Below are 18,833 nucleotides of genomic sequence, written 5' to 3'. Positions count from 1 at the left end.
CTCTGAACGGCGTCACCTGGCTTCCTCGGTTCAGGTGAATTCAGGCGCCCTCGGGCGCCTTTTTTTGTGGGCTCAGATCAGTGGCCAGTCGGCCAGCGAGCGGTAGCGGCCCTTGTGGGATTCAAACAACGCAAAGCGTTCAGCCCGCAGGAAGAACTCCGGCGGCGTGGCGGATTCCGGTTCCGGCGCCCGATAGTCCCGGGCCAGTGTCAGGTGCGGACGATACTCGCGCGTCGCCTCTTCAAAACCGAACGGCAACATCGCCTGCTCCAGCGCATACACCAGCCGCAGCAATCCCTGCGGTGCCTGCTCAGGCGCCAGCGACAACACCCCGGCACGCCGCCAGACCTGCAACCGATCCAGCGAAATCCTCAACGCCTCCCCCGGCGTACGCACTTTCGCCGCCGCCTCGCAGACTTCGCCAATCTGCGCCAACGGCACCACACCGAGAAACAGCAGCGTCAGGTGAAAGTTGTCCGCCGGCACCGGTTTGCCGGTACGCAAACCCAGTTCGCCGCGCCACTGGGCAATCGCCTTGCGCTGCGCCGGCGGGCAGTCCAGGGCGAAAAACAGCCGCTTGAACGGTTGATCCCCGCGCGTTTCGTCCGTCATAGCCACGCTCCTTCGTTCGTCGAGATCCGTGGATTCTACACGCCCGTTTCTGGCGACTCTCGGCACGGGGTTTATAGTTCAACGATTGCCATCAACCGGAGGACGTCATGCGCGAGATCCTCAGCAAAGAACCCTGGTGGGCCCGACCGCCGAATCCCGGACAGGATGAAAGCGAACTGGAATGGGGCTGGCTGGTGCATTACAGCGAAGGTGAGCCGCGTTTCGAATTCGTCCGCGAGCGGCCGACGGACGAGCAGATTCGCAACCGCAAAGGCTGCCGGATCACCCCGTCGGCGGACTGACCCGGCAACGAGGCATCAAGGCTCGAGAATGTCCTTGAAGCCACCGAAGATCATCCGCTGCCCATCGAACGGCATCGGATTGACGTCCGGTTGCATGCGCGGGTCTTCCATCATTTTCGCCATGCCGGCGTCGCGGGTGGCCTTGTCCGGCCAGACCAGCCAGCCCGCCGATACGGTTTCGCCTTCCTTGAGTTTCACCGCCATCGGGAATGAGGTGACCTTGCCGTCCGGCACGTCATCGCCCCAGCCCTGAATCACCTCCAGAGCGCCGTATTCCTTGAACAGCCTGGCGGCGATTTCGCAGTGCTTCTTGTACTGTTCGCGGTTGGCATTCGGCACGGGCGCCACGAACACATCGATGTAAGCCATGATCATTCTCCTTGCAGGGTGGGTTCGATCTGCTGAGTAGTCGACTCGGGTGGCCGCCATTCGACAGGCTTGACGCCCAACCCGACCGACGGCTCGTCCCGCCCGCCCAGATTGCCCTCGACCTGCGCCGCCATGTGCAGTGTGCCGGCCATCACGCCGGTGGTCGGGTTCTGCACCAGTTTCACCCAGGCCTTGTCGAAGGTGTTGCCCAGACTGCTGCGGATCAAGGCCTCGCTGTCGGGGCGGTCGTTGGCCTGAATGATCGCGCGGATGCCCGCCACCCCGACCGAAATCAGCGCCCCGGCCAGTTTGCCTGCCGCTGCCGCCACCGCACTGGCAGCACCGCGCGGGGCCATTTCCGCCTCCATGCGCTGGCTGGCGCGCTTGGCCACCGGCGCCATCGCCGTATCGGTCGAGGCCACGCCTTTCGAGCCGCCGTCGGTGTGGATCTTGTCGATCAACGCGGCGTAGGCCGGCAGCGTGTTCAACGGTTCAGTGCTGACAACCTGATACAGCGAAGCATCGCGAGCCGGCGGCGGGCCAAGGGCGATGGCGGGGATTTTCTGCAACCGCCCGTTGAGCTGGGCGATGGGCACGCCGTGGCGCTGGGCGATGACCGGCATCTGCTGCGCCATCAGCTGAGCGTAGAACGCGGTGGACTGGCCGAGGATCGCGTCCGGGTCGATCTCCACCGCCACCGGCGCCAGCACCCGTTCCTGATATTGCTCCAGCAGATAGGCCGCCAGACGCTTGGCCGAGGCATCCTGCTCGCCGCTGGCACTGATCGTGTACCAACTGACCTTCATCGACAGCCATTCCTGGGTCCAGTAACTGCTGAACCACGGGATGAAATTTTCTTCAGTTTGCTCATAGACCCGAATGCGCCAATGTTCCATCGAGCCACGGGCGAACAGCTTGACCTGCTCGGTGGCCTGCTTCGAGGCGCTGACGATTTCCCGGTCGATCTGCTGCCAGGTGGCCGGCGAGACCACCACCGCCGGCGCGCTCACCGGGGCCCGCGCCGTGGTAGCGCAGCCGGCCAGCAACACCAGTGCGGCGACGAGCAGCGCACGCAGGTTCACGGTGGCGGTCCTTATCTGTTCTTCGGGCAGGAGGCCCGAAGAATCCGGGAGAGATGAAATGAGTATAGGTGCGTGCGGTGCGCCGTTTATCCGCTGGTCAGGGCTGCATCCGTCCAATCATCAATGGCGTCGATATTCACCATTGCGACGATTGCCTTCCGCCGACCGCTCGCCAAAGGCACGATTAACCCATCCGAAACACACAGCACGAGGAGTTCACATCATGATCAGTACCGTCACCCTCGCCGTGAGTTTCCCGGTCTTCGGCAGCAACTACTACGATCAGCACGCCGTGTCGCGCAAGACTCAGGCGCTGGTGTTCGACGAAGCCTTCGAAGATCTGTTGATGCCCGCCGCCAGCAATCATTTCAGCAATGAAGTGGTCGGCCTCAACGATCAGTTCCGTTTTCTGAGCGACATTCTCGCCACCCATTTGCTGGACATCGAGGCCTCCGTGCCTGCGCGATCCAGCGTCCGGGCGAGCGCTCATTTTTAATGCCAGAGGGCGTTCCCGTCGGGGAACGCCCTCTTCGTTTCAATCAGTCATCATCCCGGTCGCGGTGATAACGACGCCCGTCGCGGCGGTCGTCGTCGCGGTCGTCCCAGCGTCGGTCGTGATCGTAGTAACGGCCATGATCGCGGTCGTAATGCCGGCCATGGCGATGGTCATCATCGAAATCCGCCACACAGCCGCCCAGCAATACGGCGGCGGAAACAGTCAGCAGCAGGCTTGTTGCACGCATCATTCAGATTTTCCCTAAAACCAAGGTCTTGACGACGGAAACTGTCAGCGCTGCCCACGTCGATAAGGCGCGGTGCGCGCTGCCGCAGATACGACCGGGGAAAAAGGCTTTGATTCAGTGGCCATCAACGACCGTTCATCGCCCTGCTTGCCGCGTCCTTCCCGTCCATCCGGTGGCTGTTTGATGGCTTTGACTGGGGCGAAATCCGACAAAACCTTTTCCTCCCCCCTGCGGTCACTCCTAGAACAGACCAAGACTGGCTACCACGCCGGCGTGCCCTGGCGGGTCATTTGCAACCTGCCGCCCTGATCAGAGGAAGCCCAGCCATGAACGACCATCCGCCGTTGGCGATTTCCCGACGCCGTTTCCTGATTCTCGGGGCCGTGACCGCGACTGCGTTCGCGATGCCGCCCTTCATCAGCCTCAAGGCCTACGCGGCCACTCTGGAGCAACCGGCCATGGCCAAAGTGACCCTTGAAGTCAACGGCAAGCCGCAGACGCTGGAGATCGACACCCGCACCACACTGCTCGATGCGCTGCGCGAACACCTGCACCTGACCGGCAGCAAAAAGGGCTGCGACCACGGCCAGTGCGGCGCCTGCACGGTGATCGTCGATGGCCGGCGAATCAATTCCTGCCTGACCCTGGCGGTGATGCAGGACGGCGCCAACGTCACCACCATCGAAGGCCTTGGCATGCCCGACCATCTGCATCCGATGCAGGCGGCGTTCATCAAGTATGACGGTTACCAGTGCGGCTACTGCACGCCGGGGCAGATCTGTTCGGCGGTGGCGGTGCTTCAGGAAATCCGCGACGGCATCCCCAGCCACGCCAGCGCCAGCCTCACCGAACCGCCGCAACTGATCGCCAGTGAATTGCAGGAACGCATGAGCGGCAACATCTGCCGTTGCGGCGCCTACTCGAACATCATCGAAGCCATCAGCGAAGTCGCGGAGGTGCCAGCATGAGAGCGTTCAATTACAGCCGCGCCGACTCTCCTGCCGCAGCCGCCGCCCAAGCCGCGCAAATCGAAGGTGCACGTTTCATCGCCGGCGGCACCAATCTGCTGGACTTGATGAAACTCGACATCGAAACGCCCCAGCAACTGATTGACGTCAACCACCTTGGCCTCGACCAGATCGAAGCCACCGACGACGGCGGCTTGCGCATCGGCGCACTGGTGCGCAACACCGATCTGGCCGCCGACAGCCGAGTCCGGAAAGACTACGCGCTGCTCGCTCGCGCCTTGCTTGCCGGCGCATCGGGCCAGTTGCGCAACATGGCGACCACCGCCGGCAATCTGCTCCAGCGCACGCGCTGCCCGTATTTCTACGACACCAATAAGGCCTGCAATAAACGCAAACCCGGCAGTGGCTGCGCGGCGATTGGTGGTGTCAGTCGACAACTCGGGATCATCGGCGTCAGCGACGCCTGCATTGCGACTCATCCGAGTGACATGGCGATTGCGATGCGTGCGCTGGATGCCCAGATTGAAACGCTCAAGGCCGATGGCAGCACCCGGAGCATTGCCATGGCGGATTTCCATCAATTGCCCGGCACCACGCCGAATGTCGAAACCAGCCTGACACCCGGCGAGCTGATCACCGGCGTCACCCTGCCCGCACCGGTGGGCGGCACCCATGTCTATCACAAGGTGCGCGACCGCTCGTCGTACGCCTTCGCCCTGGTTTCCGTCGGTCTGATCCTGCAGAAGGATGGCGGCGGTCGCATCGCCGTCGGCGGCATCGCGCCGAAACCCTGGCGGGTCGAAGCGGCGGAAGCGCTGTTGCCGCAAGGCGCGAAAGCTGTCAGCGCGCGCCTGCTCGACGGCGCCACGCCGACCCCGGACAACCAGTTCAAAGTGACGCTGGTCGAGCGCACGATCGCCTCGGTGCTGGCCCAAGCGAGGGACGAAGCATGAAATTCGACACGCCCGCCACGACCAACCCGATTGATCAGCTGAACGTCATCGGCAAACCCACCGACCGCATCGAAGGCCCGCTGAAGACCAGCGGCCAGGCGCCTTACGCCTACGAGCAACATGAAGCCGTCAAGAATCAGGCTTACGGCGTCATGGTCGGTTCGGCCATTGCCAAGGGTCGCATCACCCACATTGATCTGGATGCCGCCCGCGCCGCGCCGGGGGTGCTGACCATTGTCACCGCCGCCAACGCCGGCAAGCTCGGCAAAGGCAAATACAACGCCGCGCACCTGCTGGCCGGGCCGCAAGTGCAGCACTATCACCAGGCCGTGGCGCTGGTGGTCGCCGAAACATTCGAACAGGCGCGGGCCGCCGCGCAATTGGTCAACGTCGAATACGCGGCCGACAAAGGTCAGTTTGATCTGGCCAGCGTGCGCGATCAGGGCGTGGAGCCGAAAGACGAACTGCCGGACGTCACACACGGCGATTTCGCCAGCGCTTTTGCCGCCGCGCCCGTGCAGTTCGATCAGACCTACACCACGCCGGATCAGTCCCACGCGATGATGGAGCCCCACGCGACACTCGCCGCCTGGAAAGGCGATCACGTGACGCTCTGGACCTCCAACCAGATGATCGCCTGGAGCGTCGGCGACATCGCCACCACCCTCGGCCTGCCCAAGGAAAACGTGCGGTTGATCTCGCCGTACATTGGTGGCGGTTTCGGCGGCAAGCTGTTCATTCGCGCCGACGCGATCCTCGCCGCCCTCGGCGCACGTCTGGCGAACCGGCCAGTGAAAGTTGCCCTCGCCCGCCCGCAGATCGCCAACAACACCACCCACCGCCCCGCCACCGTCCAGCGCATCCGAATGGGCGCCACGGCGGACGGCAAACTCACAGCCATCGCCCATGAAGGCTGGTCGGGCAACCTCGCCGACGGCAAGGTCGAAGTCGCGGCCCAGCCGAGCCAGTTGCTCTACGCCGCAGAAAATCGCCTGGTGAGCATGCGTCTGGCGCCACTGGATCTGCCGGAAGGCAACGCCATGCGCGCGCCCGGTGAAACGCCGGGGTTGATGGCGCTGGAGATCGCCATGGACGAGATGGCGGAACAGCTCAAACTCGATCCGATCCAGTTCCGCATCCTCAATGACACGCAGGTAGATCCGGTGAAAACCGAGCGCCCGTTCTCCCAGCGGCGGCTGATCGAATGCCTGCAAACCGGCGCCGAACGCTTCGGCTGGGATAAGCGCAATGCAACGCCCGGCAGCCGTCGCGAAGGTCGCTGGCTGATCGGCATGGGCGTCGCGGCGGCGATTCGCAACAACCTGCTGGTAAAGTCCGGCGCGCGAGTGCGGCTGGAGCGCGACGGCAAGATCACCGTCGAAACCGACATGACAGACATCGGCACCGGCAGCTACACGATCATTGCCCAGACCGCCGCCGAAGTGATGGGCGTGCGTCTCGACGATGTGGTTGTGCATTTGGGTGATTCGAATTTTCCGGTGTCGTCCGGCTCCGGCGGCCAGTTCGGCGCCAACTGCTCGACTGCCGGGGTCTACGCGGCGTGCATGAAACTGCGCGAGGCGGTCACGGCCAAACTCGGCATGAGCGCGGGTGAAGCGCAGTTTGCCGACGGCCACGTGCGGCTGGGCAGCAAGAACGTGCCGTTACGTGAGGCCGCGCAACACGCCGCAATCGAAGTCGAGGACAGCATCGAATTCGCCGACCTCGCCAAGCAGTACCAGCAGTCGACCTTCGGCGCGCACTTCGTCGAAGTCGCGGTCGATGCCGCCACCGGCGAAGTCCGCGTGCGGCGCATGCTCGCGGTCTGCGCCGCCGGGCGGATTCTCAATCCGAAATCGGCCCGCAGCCAGGTGATCGGCGCGATGACCATGGGCGTCGGCGCGGCGTTGATGGAAAAACTCGCGGTGGACAAACGGCATGGCTTTTTCGTCAACCATGACCTGGCGGGCTACGAAGTGCCGGTGCATGCCGACATCCCGCATCAGGAGGTGATTTTCCTCGATGAAACCGACCCGGTTTCCTCGCCGATGAAAGCCAAGGGGGTCGGTGAGCTGGGGATCTGCGGCGTGAGTGCGGCGGTGGCGAATGCGATCTACAACGCCACGGGCGCGCGGGTGCGGGAGTACCCGATTACCCTGGACAAGATTCTCGATGCATTGCCACCGATGATCTGAAACCAGTTGCGCTCCCGGGAGATGGCTAGCTCACCAGCGCAATCAACTGTTGACGCTGCGCATCGGTCAGCATCAGCCCGAACCCGGCGCCGGCGTTGTCGGCCATGTACAGCGGATTGCTGGTACCAGGAATCACGCAGGTCACCGCCGGGTGCGCCAGCAGGAATTTCAGCGCCAGTTGCGGCCAGCTCTTGGCCCCGACTTGCGCCGCCCAGCCCGGCAGCGGCTTGCCCTTGAGCCGTGCGAGCAGGTCGCCGCCGCCGAACGGCCGGTTGCAGATCACTGCCACCCCGCGTTCGCGGCACAGCGGCAGGATGCGCTTCTCGACCCCGCGATCATCCAGGGCGTAGTTGATTTGCAGGAAATCCAGCGGCTCGGCCTTCAGCACCGCTTCCACCTCCTCATAGGCCGACGGCGTGTAGTGGGTGATGCCGATGTAGCGGATGCGGCCCTGCTCTTTCCATTCGCGCAGGGTCGGCAGGTGGGTTTGCCAGTCGAGCAGGTTGTGGATCTGCATCAGGTCGATGCGCTCGGTGCGCAGCAGGCTGAACGACTGCTCCATCTGCGCGATACCCTCCTCGCGGCCACGGGTCCAGACCTTGGTCGCCAGGAATGCCGGCGAGCGCGGTTCGTGGATCGACAGCAATTCACCGGTGGTTTCTTCCGCGCGGCCATACATGGGCGAGCTGTCGATCACCGTGCCGCCCTTTTTGAACAGCTCGCCGAGCACCGCCGGCAATTGTTTGTAGACCGGATCGCCGGGGGCGACATCGAAACCGCGATAAGTGCCCAACCCCACCAGCGGCAGTGGCTCGGAGCTCGAAGGGATGGCGCGGGTCTGCATGGTCTGGGCTCCTGTGGCGTTCGGCGACGTAATGGCGGCCAGCGCCCGGTCAAAGGTGAAAACCGCTGACACCCCGGCTGCCAGCGTCAGCAACCGGCGGCGGGAATATCCCTCAGTGTGGTTCATGCTGGCGCCCTTGCCCTGTGGATCTGTTGCACCTTGTGTTTTGACGCAGCCCGCAAAACCGTTGGACTACACTGCGACAGCCAACCTGCGCGCCCGGTTAAAGTTAGTCGAATGTCCAGAACCCTGTTGTCACTCGTCGCATTGATCGTCGCCGTGTACCTGATCCTGTGCGCGGCGCTGTTCGTTTTTCAGCGGGCGCTGATCTATTTCCCCCAGCCCGCCAGCCTCGATTCGCCAGAGTCACGGTTGACGCTGGCCATGCCCGACGCCGAGATCCGCGTGACCGTGCGCGAGCGCGCCGGGCCCAGGGCGCTGATCTATTTCGGCGGCAATGCCGAAGATGTTTCGCGCAATCTGCCCGAGTTTTCCGAGGCGTTTCCTGACTATTCGCTGTATTTGCTGCATTACCGGGGTTTTGGCGGCAGCGGCGGCTCGCCCTCCGAAGAAACGATTGCCGAGGATGCGCTGGCGCTGTTCGATCAGGTGTATGCCAGTCATCCGCAGGTCGCGCTGCTGGGGCGCAGCCTCGGTTCCGGGGTCGCGGTGCGGCTGGCCAGCCAACGGCCGGTGGCGCGGCTGATTCTGGTCACGCCCTACAACAGCCTCGAAGAAATCGCCGCCCGCCAATACCCGTGGGTGCCGGTGCAGTGGTTGCTCAAGGATCGTTTCCGGTCAGGTCAGTACGCGGCGCACATCCGCGTGCCGACGCTGCTGCTGGCGGCGAGCGATGACGAGGTGATTCCACGGGCCAGCACCGAGCGCTTGCTGCACAGTTTTCCCGACGGTGTGGCCACGCTCAAAGTGGTGAAGGACTCGGCACACAATTCGATTTCCGAACGGCCGCAATATCTGCAATGGATCGAGGATGTGTTGAATCGCTGAGCACTTCGTCGGCGGGCCGTTTAAACCCGGCGCGGCTTCGTGAACCAAGTGCAAAAAGGCCAGTCCTACCCGCGCCGCGTTCTGCGGTTCACTCCCCTTCTGTGTTGTCCTTTTTCAGAGCTTTGCGTCCCATGCGCCACGCCGTTCGTTCGTCTCGCTTCGTTTCGCTGTGCCTGTTGATCCTTTCTCCCCTGCTTTCTCCCTCTGCCCACGCCGGCGCCGAGCGGCAACTGGTGGCTGCCATCAACGACTACCGCGCCCACCCGCAACGCTGCGACCGGCGCCCGACCCAACGGCTGGCGCCGCTGACGCTGAAGTCGAACCTGGCGTTGCCGGTCGGCTATGGCTACGGCGGTGGGTTGCGCGAACGACTGAAGGATTCCGGCTACGCGGCCGTGGCGGTGCGCAGCATCCGGATCGTCGGTGCGCAGGACGCCGAAGAGGCGTTCGATCTGCTGCAAAGCGATTACTGCGGCGCGCTGCTCGACGGTCAATACGCCGACATCGGCATCAGCCGCGCCCGCAGCGAATGGCAAGTGGTGCTGGCGCGGCCAGTGCTCGACAGCCGCGTCGGCGACAACCGCAGCGTCGGCAAGGCCTTGCTGGCCGAGGTCAACGCCGCCCGCGCCCGACCGCGTATGTGCGGTCGCCAGCGCTTCGCCGCCGCCCGGCCCTTGAGCTGGAACCCGGCACTCGGCGCCGCCGCCCAGGGCCACAGCAAGGCGATGGCCTACGGCAACTACTTCGCCCACCGCGACCCGGACGGCGACGGCCCGGCCGATCGCGCCCGGGCGGCCGGCTACCGTGGCCGGCAGATCGGCGAAAACATCGCCGCCGGGCAAAGCTCACCGGGCAAGGCCATGGCCGGCTGGCTGGCCAGCCCCGGACACTGCGCCAACCTGATGAACCCGATGTTCACCCAGGTCGGCGCCGGGTTTGCCAGTGAGGCGCGCAGTGATGAAGGGGTTTACTGGACGATGCTGTTCGGGGCGCAATGACCCCGGCCGTCAGCCCAGCATCTTGACGCTCTCGAGCAGCGCCGCCAGACCGACAGGCACCAGCGGCGACTGCTCCGTGAAGCTTGAACTGTCCTGCCAGCTCACGGTGAACGGAGCGCCGTCGCTTTCGTGGCCGTCTATCTGCAATTGCTCGTACACCTGCGCGTCTTCGAAACGGGCGTCATACACCTGGACAATTTCATGCCCCGGTTTGCCGTTGTAGACGAACAGGCTTTCAAGCGTGCCGAGCAGGCGTAGATCCTTCATTGAAAGACCCAGCTCCTCCTGCACTTCGCGCACGATCGCCTCGCGACTGGTTTCGCCAAACTCTATGCCGCCACCGATAGGCCGGTAGAAGGATTTGTCTGCGACCGGGTCGTGGAACCGGTTAACCAGAATCTTGCCCTGGTGGTGAAAGACACACAGTGCAAGTGCGCGAATACGCTGCTCGGCCATGGGGTGAAATCCGTTTGCTGGAAAAAAGGCCGGCGATTAGATCACACCCCACAGGGATCACGCTGCAGTTGATCTCAGACCGGAGAAATCGTGGCAAGGACGCCAATCATGATGGTCAACACAAGAAAGCCGCCGAGGAAAATCGCCATCTTAGCCATGAAGGCCTCCTGAATACTGAATGTCCGGCGCACCGGGCGCTCCGGAATGAAGCGCGTCGCGTATGGCCGAACGGCAGGGGTATTTTGGGCCCGTGGCTGAGATGGTTACAGATGCAGATTCGACAGGAAAAAGCGGATCAGATGGATCGGGCTGGCGCATGGGTCGATATTCAGATCGGTACAGATGGTTTCCATCTCGCCGCTTTGATCTAGAGTCATGGGCGCCGCGCAAAGAACAACAAAAAATACAGGAGTGAAACCATGTCCGACCTGAACCTGCACCCCAACGCCGCCGAATCCCTGAACCGCTGGCACGAGATGATCCGCACCGGCAACCTCAAGGCCCTGCCCGAGTTGCTCGATCCCAAAGCGGTATTCCGCTCGCCGATGGCACACACGCCTTACCCGGGTGCCCCCGTGGTCTCGATGATCCTCAACACCGTGTTCGAAGTGTTTGAAGACTTCAAATACCACCGTGAACTGGCGACGGCCGATGGCCTGAATGTGGTGCTGGAATTCAGCGCCAAAGTCGGAGCGAAAGAGCTCAAGGGCATCGACATGATCCGCTTCGATGAACAGGGCAAGATCGTCGAGTTCGAGGTGATGGTGCGGCCGTTGAGTGGGTTGCAGGCGTTGGGCGAAGAAATGGGCCGGCGGCTGGGGGCTTATCTGGCGGCCGCCAAGGCCTGAAACCCGGACACAAAAAAGCCCACTGACCGTCGCCGGTTCAGTGGGCTTCGTGTGTCAGGCGTCCGGTTACAGAGCCATGTCACGTGCAGCGCTTTCTTTAGGAGCCGGGGCTTTTTCAGCCGAGGCGTCCGCCGCTGGAGCTGCAGCCTGGCCAATCACCGGAGGGGTTGGCAGTTGCAGGATCTTGGCGGTGTAGGCCCACTCTTCAGCCACTTTGGCTGGATCGTTGTTCAGCTGGGTGCCATAGCTTGGAACGATCTGGTGCAGCTTGGCTTGCCACTCTGGGCTGGCGACTTTGTCTTTGAAGACTTTCTGCAGCACGCTCAACATGATCGGTGCAGCGGTCGACGCGCCAGGGGATGCGCCCAGCAGACCGGCGATGGAGCCGTCCTTGGAAGCAACGATTTCGGTGCCCAGTTTCAGCACGCCGCCAGCGGCTTCATCACGCTTGATGATTTGCACGCGCTGGCCGGCTTGCCACAGGCGCCAGTCTTCGGCTTTGGCGTTCGGGAAGTATTCCTTCAGCGCGTTCAGACGGTCCTCATCCGACAGCATCAGTTGACCGGCCAGGTACTCGACCAGCGGGTATTCCTTGATGCCGACCTTGGTCATAGGCCAGATGTTGTGGGTGGTGGTGCTGGTCAGGAGGTCCAGGTACGAACCTTCTTTCAGGAACTTGGTGCTGAAAGTCGCGAACGGGCCAAACAGGATGACGCGCTTGCCGTCCAGGACACGGGTGTCCAGGTGCGGAACGGACATCGGAGGCGCGCCAACCGAAGCTTTACCGTAGGCCTTGGCCAGGTGCTGCTCGGCGATGGCCGGGTTATCGGTCACCAGGAACGAGCCGCCTACCGGGAAGCCAGCGTATTCCTTGGCTTCTTCGATACCGGACTTCTGCAGCAGGTGCAGTGCACCGCCGCCGGCGCCGATGAACACGAACTTGGCGTCGGTTTCAGTCTTGGTACCGTCTTTCAGGTTCTTGTAGCTAACGCGCCAGGTGCCATCGGCATTCTTGGTGATGTCCTGCACTTCGCTGGACAGCTTCATGCTGAAGTTAGGCTTGGTCTGCAGGTAACCGGCGAACTGGCGGGTGATTTCGCCGAAGTTCATGTCGGTACCCAGCGGGCTCCAGGTGGCCGCGATTTTCTGGTTCGGGTCACGCCCTTCCATCATCAGCGGAACCCACTTCTTGATCACAGCCGGGTCTTCGGAGTACTGCATGCCGGCGAACAGCGGGCTCGCTTGCAGGGCTTCGTAGCGCTTTTTCAGGAACTTGATGTTGTCATCGCCCCACACGAAGCTCATGTGCGGAGTGGTGTTGATGAACGAACGAGGGTCCTTCAGGACGCCTTGACGAACCTGCCAGGCCCAGAACTGACGGGAGACCTGGAACGCTTCGTTGATCTCGACCGCTTTCGGGATCGTGACGTTGCCCTTGTCGTCTTCCGGGGTGTAGTTCAGCTCGGCCAGGGCGGAGTGACCGGTACCGGCGTTGTTCCAGCCGTTGGAGCTTTCCAGGGCGACGCCGTCGAGGCGCTCGACCATTTCCATCGACCAGGTCGGTTCCAGCTCATTGATCCACACACCCAGGGTGGTGCTCATGATGCCGCCGCCGATCAGCAGGACGTCGACTTTCTTTGCTTCTTCGGCATTGGCGGAAGACATCCCCATCGCCAAAGCCAGCCCCAGCAAGGCTGTGTTCACTTTTTTAAACATCTGTTGCACCTATGATAAAACGCCTTCCGCCCGCCGCTGTTGTACGTATGAGGTCCCCTTTTGCGCGACACTCAGGCCAGCGTCGCGGGTTCCGGCACACTTCAATTTTGACGGGTGGGCACACAAGGCCGACAGGCTGCGTCGACCTCAGTTATATGTCCCTTCTGAACTGACTTCTTATCATTATTGGCTTCAGCTACTTGAGCGACAGGGGTTCTGTCTGGCTCGCCGAAAAGCGCGCCAGACTGAATTAGGTCAAACCAAGTGGGGCGAAGAATATCACGTCATGGCAAACCCGCGCGTCTGTTCCCGACTCGATAGTCTTTATCCGTTCAAGGACTTATCGGCTGCCTGTAGCCGAACATGACCCCCGTCAGCGGCTCTGGCTTAAGCCTTTCAACCGTTTGAGCAGCCATGCCATTCCAGAATCCGGACTTTCACTTGTTACAAATAGGGTTCCGGCGCCGATCAACTGCAGGATCCAACAGCCCTCACAATCTGAACCGATCCACCGACTGCGCCAGCCTCCCCGCCAGACTCGACAGTTCATCCGTGGTATTGGCCGTCTGGCCGATCACCTTGCTGTTGCCCTCCGACATGCCCGCGATCATCTCCACCTGATGGGCAATTTCGTTGCTCGCCTGGCTCTGTTCGCCGATGGTGCGGGTGATGTCGTTGACCAGTTGTGTGGTGCTGAGGGTGGCGTCGAGGATTTCGCGGATGGCGCGCTCGACGTCGGCGGTGACCGCCATGCCCTTGTCGACCTGGGCGACACCGGCCTCCATGCTGCTGACAGCTTCGCGGGTGCTGTTCTGGATGCGCGCGACCATCGCGGCGATTTCCTGGGTCGAGGCGCTGGTGCGCGCAGCCAGGCTGCGGACCTCATCGGCTACCACCGCGAAGCCCCTGCCCTGCTCGCCCGCCCGGGCGGCCTCGATGGCCGCGTTGAGCGCCAGCAGGTTGGTCTGGTCGGCGATGCTCTTGATCACCTGGATGATGTTGAAGATGCCCTCGGATTCCTGATCGAGGGTGCGGATCACCTGCGCCGATTGCTGGGCGGAACGGGCGATGTCGTCCATGTCGCTGACCACCTGATGGATCACCTGCCCGCCGTTTTTCGCCAGTGACTCGGCCTGGCTGGCCATGTTCAGCGCCCGCTCGGCGTGACGGGTGATTTCCTCGATGCTCGCGGTCATCTGGCTCGCGGCCGCCGCCATGGTGCCGGCGGCGGTGCTTTGCTGCTGACTGCTGTCGGCCACCTGATGGCAGCCGTGGCTCAGTTGTTCGCTCATGCCGCTGACGCCGTGGGCATTGCGTCGCACCACGTCGATCATGTCCCGCAGGTCGCGCTGCATGGTGGCCAGCGTGCGGATCAGCGCACTGGCTTCGTCCTTGCCGGACGGTTCGGCGATCGGTTCGCTGAGGTTGCCGTGGGCGATGCTTTCGGCGATGCGGCTGGCGGATTTCAGCGGCCCCATGATGCTCAGGATCACCCAGCGACCCTGGGCCAACAGCAGCAACAGACTGGCGATCAGAACGATGCCGAGCGCGACATTGGCGTTGTGGATCGCCGCTTCGGTGCCTTCGCTGGTCTGCCGGGTATTGGTTTCGATCAGCTCGCTGAGGGCGGCCATCTGTTCTTCGAGCTGGCTGAATGCGGTGCTGAAGGTGCCGAGATGCTGCTGGGCGCTGTCCGGGTTTTCCAGTGCAAGACCGACGATCTGCTCGCCGGCACTGATGTAGGTGTCGAGACTCGGCTTGATCTGCTCCAGCGCGGACCTGATCGTCGGGTTCACCGGCAGCTTGAGGTTTTCACCCAGCACCTCGCGAAAATGCGCCGCATGCTCTTCGACCGAGCTGCGTACCTCATCCGCCGTGCTCGTGCTTTTGCCCAGCCCCACCAGCATTGCCGAATACACGTCGGCACGCAGGGCGTCGTGCATCATGTCGGCTTCCATGTGGTTGCGCAGCGCGCTCATGCTGACCGCGTTGTCACCGACCGCCGAAGCCATCCGCTGATTGCCGACGTAACTGACCAGGCTCACGATCAACGCCGTCAGCAGGCTGGTCGCAATCAGCAACACCAAACGCAGTTTGATCGACACCGTGATTTCCTCCCTGGTCGCGCCACACGGCGCCTTTCAACGCTTCAGTTAAGCCTATTTGGGTGAATCCGCCGCTTTAGAGCGTCGCAGGGTGTGTCGTTACATCCGGTAAAAATGAGGACTGTGCGGCGGTTCTCGTTCTGTGCCCGCTACCGCCCGGCCCGGCGCATGGAACTCCCGTACCGTCCGGCACCTCTCACATTATGTGGTACTTCCTTTTCGCTTTACGCTGCTGGAGGAACACCGTCATGCGCCGTTTATTACTCGTTTCGTCTCTCATGCTGTGCCTGCCGTTCGGCTCGGCCCTTGCCCGCGTGGACGCAGGGGATGTCGCCACTTCGGCGGGGGTTTCGGCCTCGCTGTACTCGACCTTCAAGGATCACAAAATGGTGATTCCGGCCCGTGACGACTTGTCCGCATTCGTCGCCAGCGGCGGAACGATCCGTGGCGTGTATCTGGAATCGGTGCTGCAACAGGTACGTCAGGAAAATCCCGGCCTGAACGCCAGCGATGAAGAGCTGGCCAATGCCATCCTGGTTCACTACGAAGGTCTGTCGCAGTAACCACGGCACGTTCGATGATGGTGGCTGACGGACTCGCCACCGTTGTGCCCTGCCGATGGACGGCTGGCGAACGACCATGGGCAAAACCGTCGAACGGCCTCTATGATGGAGGCCATGACGATTTCTGCCCCGATCCGTTCCCCCTGCCCGCCCGGAGCCTGCACTTGCGGGCGCGAGCCGTTGCTGGAACTGCCCGGCGCGGATATACGCATCCTGCTGCTGACTCGTCAGGAAGAAAAGCGCCTGCTCGATCGATTGGAAAATCTCCAAAGCCTGGCTGACCTGGAGCGTCTTCAACGCCGGATGTTCGAGCAGTTGGGCATTCGCGTGGACATTTCACCGGGTGACACCGTGGTGAAAACCATGCTCGGGATCGAAATCAGGATTCAGGAGTTCCCAGGCCTGTGCCGCAAGACTCAACAGTCGATACCGGCCGCCATTCGCCGGGGGCTGAAGAAAAATCCGCAAGTCGCCTTCGACCTGCTCAACGCCCACGATTTGCTGCGCGGCACCTGATCATTTCTTCATGCCCACCCGCTTGCGCATCTCGGCCGTGATGCTCTGCCGGGTTTTCTTGATGTCCGCCCAGGGCTCATCGCCCACTTCCGCCAGCCGTTCGTGAACGTTGCGCACGTTCCATTGATCGGCGCCCTTGATCTCCCCGACTTCCTCCCGAAACAGCGGAACCGACACCGGCAGCCCTTCGCGAGTACGCGCTGCATAGGCGCAGATAGTGGTGGCGCCCAGACCGTTGCGCAGGTAATCGATGAAGATCCGCCCCACCCGATTTTTCGGCCCGGACACCGCAGAAAAACGCTCCGGCAGCAACTTCGCCATGTGAGTGACGATGGCATGGCTGAAATCCTTGACCTCGTCCCAGCCATGCTTGCGGGTCAGCGGCACCACCAGATGAATACCCTTGCCGCCGCTGGTCTTGAGGAACGCCTTGAGGCCCAACTCGTCCAGCACGGTCAGGGTCAGCGCCGTGGCTTCGACCATGCTTTTCCAGGGCAGCGCCGGATCCGGGTCGAGGTCGAGTACAAAGCGGTCGGGCTTGTCCAGATCCGTCGTGGTGGCGTTCCAGGTGTGCAGTTCGACTGTGCTCATCTGCACCGCGCCGATCAAGGCTTCGGCGTTGTTGATCAGCATCACCGGCTGGCCGGTCAGCTCCTTGTCGAGCGTGCGGATGCCGGGGATCGCCAGGTTTTCGGCGTTCTTCTGGAAGAACAGATCACCGGCGATACCGTCCGGTGCACGAACGAGCGCCACCGGGCGATCCTTGAGCTGCGGCAGAATCCATTCGGCGACGCTGGCGTAATACTCGGCCAGCTGCATTTTGGTGGTGCCACTGCTGGCATCGATCACCCGGTCGGGGTGAGTGATCCGCACCTTGCCGTCGGCCAGATCGGATTGGGACGGCGCGGTAGATTGAGCCTTTGACGTCTTCATCGGTTTGGCGCGCTCCTCGGTGATGTCCTTGGCCGGTTTGTCCTCGCGCAGGCCATGGAACACGGCGTGGCGCACCGAGCCGTCCTGGGTCATTTCGGCAAACGCCACTTCCGCCAGCAGACTCGGTTTGAGCCAGTGCACACCCTTGGCCTCAAATCCCGTGGGCGGATTGACCACCGCCGCTTTCTTCACCCGCAACGGTTTGAGCTGCGTGAGAATGCTCTTGAGGGTGGTTTCATTGAACCCGGTGCCGACCTTGCCGGCATACCGCAACTCGCCGCTGTCACGATCATGCAGACCCAGCAACAGCGCGCCGAACGCACTGCGCGCGCCTTTCGGATCGGTGTAGCCGACGATCACGAATTCCTGGCGATGCTTGCACTTGAGCTTGATCCAGTCGCTGCTGCGGCGCGACACGTAAGGCGAGCCGAGGCGCTTACCGATCAGCCCTTCCATGCGCATCTGGCAAGCGCTGTTGAGCAACGCCTGCGGGGTTTCGTCGAACGCTTCGGAAAAGCGCAGCAGCGGATCTTCATGAGCTTTCAACACCGTGGCCAGCGCCGCGCGCCGTTCCTGCACCGGCACTTCACGCAGATCGACACCGTTGAGATACGGCAGATCGAACAGGTAATAGAGGATGTTTTCGCTGCGGCCCGCATCGAACGCATTTTGCAGGGCTTGAAAATCCGGCACGCCGTCCGCGTCGGCGACGACCATCTCACCGTCAAGCCACGCCGATTCCAGACCCAGCGCCGCGAGGGCTTGCGCCTGTTTCGGTAATTTGTGCGTCCAGTCATGGCCATTGCGGGTGAACAACTGCACATCGTCCTGATCGATGCGCGCCATGATCCGATAGCCGTCGAACTTGATTTCGTACTGCCAATCCCCTTCCGGCGCACTCTCCACCAGGGTGGCCAGTTGCGGTTTGAGCTGCGCGGGAATCCTGGCCTTGTGCGCCCCGGCAAGTTTGCCCGAGGCCGGCTTGCGCGGTACTTTCCGCGAGGCTTTCAGCGGCTTGACCTGCTTCGCACTGAGGCTGGGTTTGTCGACGATCGTGCGTTCACTAAGGACGCTGTCGGGCTCGGCGACCAGCACGTCGTAATCGCTTTGCGGGCGCGCGGCGCTGTCCTGATGCTTGATCAGAAACCACTGCTCTTTCTTGCCCGGCATGTGGGTGCGCACCAGATTCCACACCCCGGCGAGCTTCTCGCCTTGCAGTTCGAATTTGAGCTTGCCCTTGGCGTAGGCCTTTTCCGGGTCTTCCAGCGGAATCCACACACCGCGATCCCAGACGATCACATCGCCAGCGCCGTAATGCCCCTCGGGAATGCTGCCCTCGAATGTCGCGTAGTCCAGCGGATGATCCTCGACGTGCACCGCCAGCCGCTTGACCTTGGGATCCAGCGACGGGCCCTTGGGCACCGCCCAGCTCTTGAGCGCGCCGTCGAGTTCCAGGCGAAAGTCGTAATGCAGGTGCGAAGCATCGTGTTTTTGAATGCAGAATTGCAGGGCATGGTCGCCGGCGGATTTCTTGCCCCGACGGCGTTCAGCCGCCGGTTCAGAGGTCGCCGAAAAATCGCGCATCCGGTTGTAGTCGTCGAGATTCCTGCTCATCCTGCACC

The 18,833-nt window shown here is 62.5% G+C and carries 19 protein-coding genes and 1 pseudogene; 10 read left to right on the top strand and 10 right to left on the bottom strand.

Features of this window, described 5'->3' with window-relative positions; translation table 11 throughout:
* Positions 1-72: 72 nt before the first annotated feature.
* On the bottom strand, positions 73-612 hold the full coding sequence (thpR, locus tag M5G18_RS05280) for an RNA 2',3'-cyclic phosphodiesterase (RefSeq protein ID WP_273897180.1): 540 nt from the start codon (positions 610-612) through the stop codon (positions 73-75).
* Between the two features lie 107 nt (positions 613-719).
* Between thpR and M5G18_RS05275 the strand changes: the two genes are divergently transcribed.
* Positions 720-914 carry a hypothetical protein gene (locus M5G18_RS05275; RefSeq protein WP_273897179.1) on the top strand — a complete coding sequence of 65 codons (195 nt, stop codon included), beginning with the start codon at positions 720-722 and terminating at the stop codon, positions 912-914.
* 15 nt (positions 915-929) lie between these two features.
* On the opposite strand, the gene M5G18_RS05270 is transcribed toward M5G18_RS05275, so the two are convergent.
* Both M5G18_RS05270 and M5G18_RS05265 read right to left on the bottom strand, forming a co-directional pair.
* Positions 930-1,283 carry a DUF1428 domain-containing protein gene (locus tag M5G18_RS05270; protein ID WP_179695550.1) on the bottom strand — a complete coding sequence of 118 codons (354 nt, stop codon included), beginning with the start codon at positions 1,281-1,283 and terminating at the stop codon, positions 930-932.
* Between the two features lie 2 nt (positions 1,284-1,285).
* Complete coding sequence (locus M5G18_RS05265) at positions 1,286-2,365, bottom strand: hypothetical protein (protein WP_273897178.1); 1,080 nt, start codon at positions 2,363-2,365, stop codon at positions 1,286-1,288.
* Positions 2,366-2,588: 223 nt separating this feature from the next.
* On the opposite strand from M5G18_RS05265, the gene M5G18_RS05260 reads away from it, so the two are divergent.
* Positions 2,589-2,861 carry a hypothetical protein gene (locus M5G18_RS05260; protein WP_085607515.1) on the top strand — a complete coding sequence of 91 codons (273 nt, stop codon included), beginning with the start codon at positions 2,589-2,591 and terminating at the stop codon, positions 2,859-2,861.
* Between the two features lie 43 nt (positions 2,862-2,904).
* On the opposite strand, the gene M5G18_RS05255 is transcribed toward M5G18_RS05260, so the two are convergent.
* Positions 2,905-3,111, bottom strand: coding sequence for a hypothetical protein (locus M5G18_RS05255; protein WP_064382340.1), 207 nt, complete (start codon positions 3,109-3,111; stop codon positions 2,905-2,907).
* Between the two features lie 323 nt (positions 3,112-3,434).
* On the opposite strand from M5G18_RS05255, the gene paoA reads away from it, so the two are divergent.
* The 3 genes from paoA to paoC are packed head-to-tail and all read left to right on the top strand — an operon-like array spanning position 3,435 to position 7,224.
* Positions 3,435-4,076, top strand: coding sequence for an aldehyde dehydrogenase iron-sulfur subunit PaoA (paoA, locus tag M5G18_RS05250; protein ID WP_273897177.1), 642 nt, complete (start codon positions 3,435-3,437; stop codon positions 4,074-4,076).
* A complete protein-coding gene (locus M5G18_RS05245; RefSeq protein ID WP_273897176.1) occupies positions 4,073-5,029 on the top strand; it encodes an FAD binding domain-containing protein in 957 nt (318 codons plus the stop codon). Before paoA ends, M5G18_RS05245 begins: the two co-directional genes overlap by 4 nt.
* The gene (gene paoC, locus M5G18_RS05240) at positions 5,026-7,224 is read left to right on the top strand and encodes an aldehyde oxidoreductase molybdenum-binding subunit PaoC (RefSeq protein WP_273897175.1); all 2,199 of its coding nucleotides are present in this window, start codon (positions 5,026-5,028) and stop codon (positions 7,222-7,224) included. Before M5G18_RS05245 ends, paoC begins: the two co-directional genes overlap by 4 nt.
* Positions 7,225-7,249: 25 nt before the next feature.
* Here the strand turns inward: paoC and M5G18_RS05235 are convergent, their stop codons facing one another.
* Complete coding sequence (locus M5G18_RS05235; RefSeq protein WP_273897174.1) at positions 7,250-8,194, bottom strand: aldo/keto reductase; 945 nt, start codon at positions 8,192-8,194, stop codon at positions 7,250-7,252.
* A gap of 111 nt (positions 8,195-8,305) precedes the next feature.
* Between M5G18_RS05235 and M5G18_RS05230 the strand changes: the two genes are divergently transcribed.
* Both M5G18_RS05230 and M5G18_RS05225 read left to right on the top strand, forming a co-directional pair.
* Positions 8,306-9,076: an alpha/beta hydrolase gene (locus tag M5G18_RS05230; protein WP_273897173.1), complete on the top strand. Its 771-nt coding sequence runs from the start codon at positions 8,306-8,308 to the stop codon at positions 9,074-9,076.
* Positions 9,077-9,207: 131 nt separating this feature from the next.
* Positions 9,208-10,074: a CAP domain-containing protein gene (locus M5G18_RS05225; protein ID WP_273897172.1), complete on the top strand. Its 867-nt coding sequence runs from the start codon at positions 9,208-9,210 to the stop codon at positions 10,072-10,074.
* Positions 10,075-10,083: 9 nt separating this feature from the next.
* On the opposite strand, the gene M5G18_RS05220 is transcribed toward M5G18_RS05225, so the two are convergent.
* On the bottom strand, positions 10,084-10,530 hold the full coding sequence (locus tag M5G18_RS05220) for an NUDIX hydrolase (protein WP_273897171.1): 447 nt from the start codon (positions 10,528-10,530) through the stop codon (positions 10,084-10,086).
* A 419-nt stretch (positions 10,531-10,949) separates the two neighbouring features.
* Between M5G18_RS05220 and M5G18_RS05215 the strand changes: the two genes are divergently transcribed.
* Positions 10,950-11,378, top strand: a complete 429-nt coding sequence (locus tag M5G18_RS05215; protein ID WP_273897170.1) for a nuclear transport factor 2 family protein — start codon at positions 10,950-10,952, stop codon at positions 11,376-11,378.
* 66 nt (positions 11,379-11,444) lie between these two features.
* On the opposite strand, the gene mqo is transcribed toward M5G18_RS05215, so the two are convergent.
* From mqo to M5G18_RS28990, 3 genes and pseudogenes are all read right to left on the bottom strand, one after another.
* Positions 11,445-13,094: a malate dehydrogenase (quinone) gene (gene mqo, locus M5G18_RS05210; protein ID WP_007957153.1), complete on the bottom strand. Its 1,650-nt coding sequence runs from the start codon at positions 13,092-13,094 to the stop codon at positions 11,445-11,447.
* A gap of 491 nt (positions 13,095-13,585) precedes the next feature.
* Positions 13,586-14,311 carry a methyl-accepting chemotaxis protein gene (locus M5G18_RS28995; protein WP_371857362.1) on the bottom strand — a complete coding sequence of 242 codons (726 nt, stop codon included), beginning with the start codon at positions 14,309-14,311 and terminating at the stop codon, positions 13,586-13,588.
* Positions 14,312-14,440: 129 nt separating this feature from the next.
* Positions 14,441-15,199 (bottom strand): annotated as a pseudogene (locus M5G18_RS28990) (MCP four helix bundle domain-containing protein); the annotation flags it as partial.
* 248 nt (positions 15,200-15,447) lie between these two features.
* Here M5G18_RS28990 and M5G18_RS05200 point away from each other — a divergent pair.
* Positions 15,448-15,762 (top strand): DUF2388 domain-containing protein, encoded by a 315-nt coding sequence (locus M5G18_RS05200; RefSeq protein WP_007957157.1) that lies wholly within the window; start codon positions 15,448-15,450, stop codon positions 15,760-15,762.
* Positions 15,763-15,876: 114 nt separating this feature from the next.
* Positions 15,877-16,278: a hypothetical protein gene (locus tag M5G18_RS05195; protein WP_273897168.1), complete on the top strand. Its 402-nt coding sequence runs from the start codon at positions 15,877-15,879 to the stop codon at positions 16,276-16,278.
* Here the strand turns inward: M5G18_RS05195 and ligD are convergent, their stop codons facing one another.
* Entirely contained in the window at positions 16,279-18,825 is a 2,547-nt protein-coding gene (gene ligD / locus M5G18_RS05190) for a DNA ligase D (RefSeq protein WP_273897167.1), read from the bottom strand. It abuts the gene before it with no gap.
* Between the last annotated feature and the right edge of the window lie 8 nt (positions 18,826-18,833).

This window comes from Pseudomonas aphyarum, assembly GCF_028657055.1.
Lineage (GTDB): Bacteria > Pseudomonadota > Gammaproteobacteria > Pseudomonadales > Pseudomonadaceae > Aquipseudomonas > Aquipseudomonas aphyarum.
Note: the sequence above shows the minus strand (reverse complement) of the source record. Positions and strands in the feature narration are given on the sequence as shown.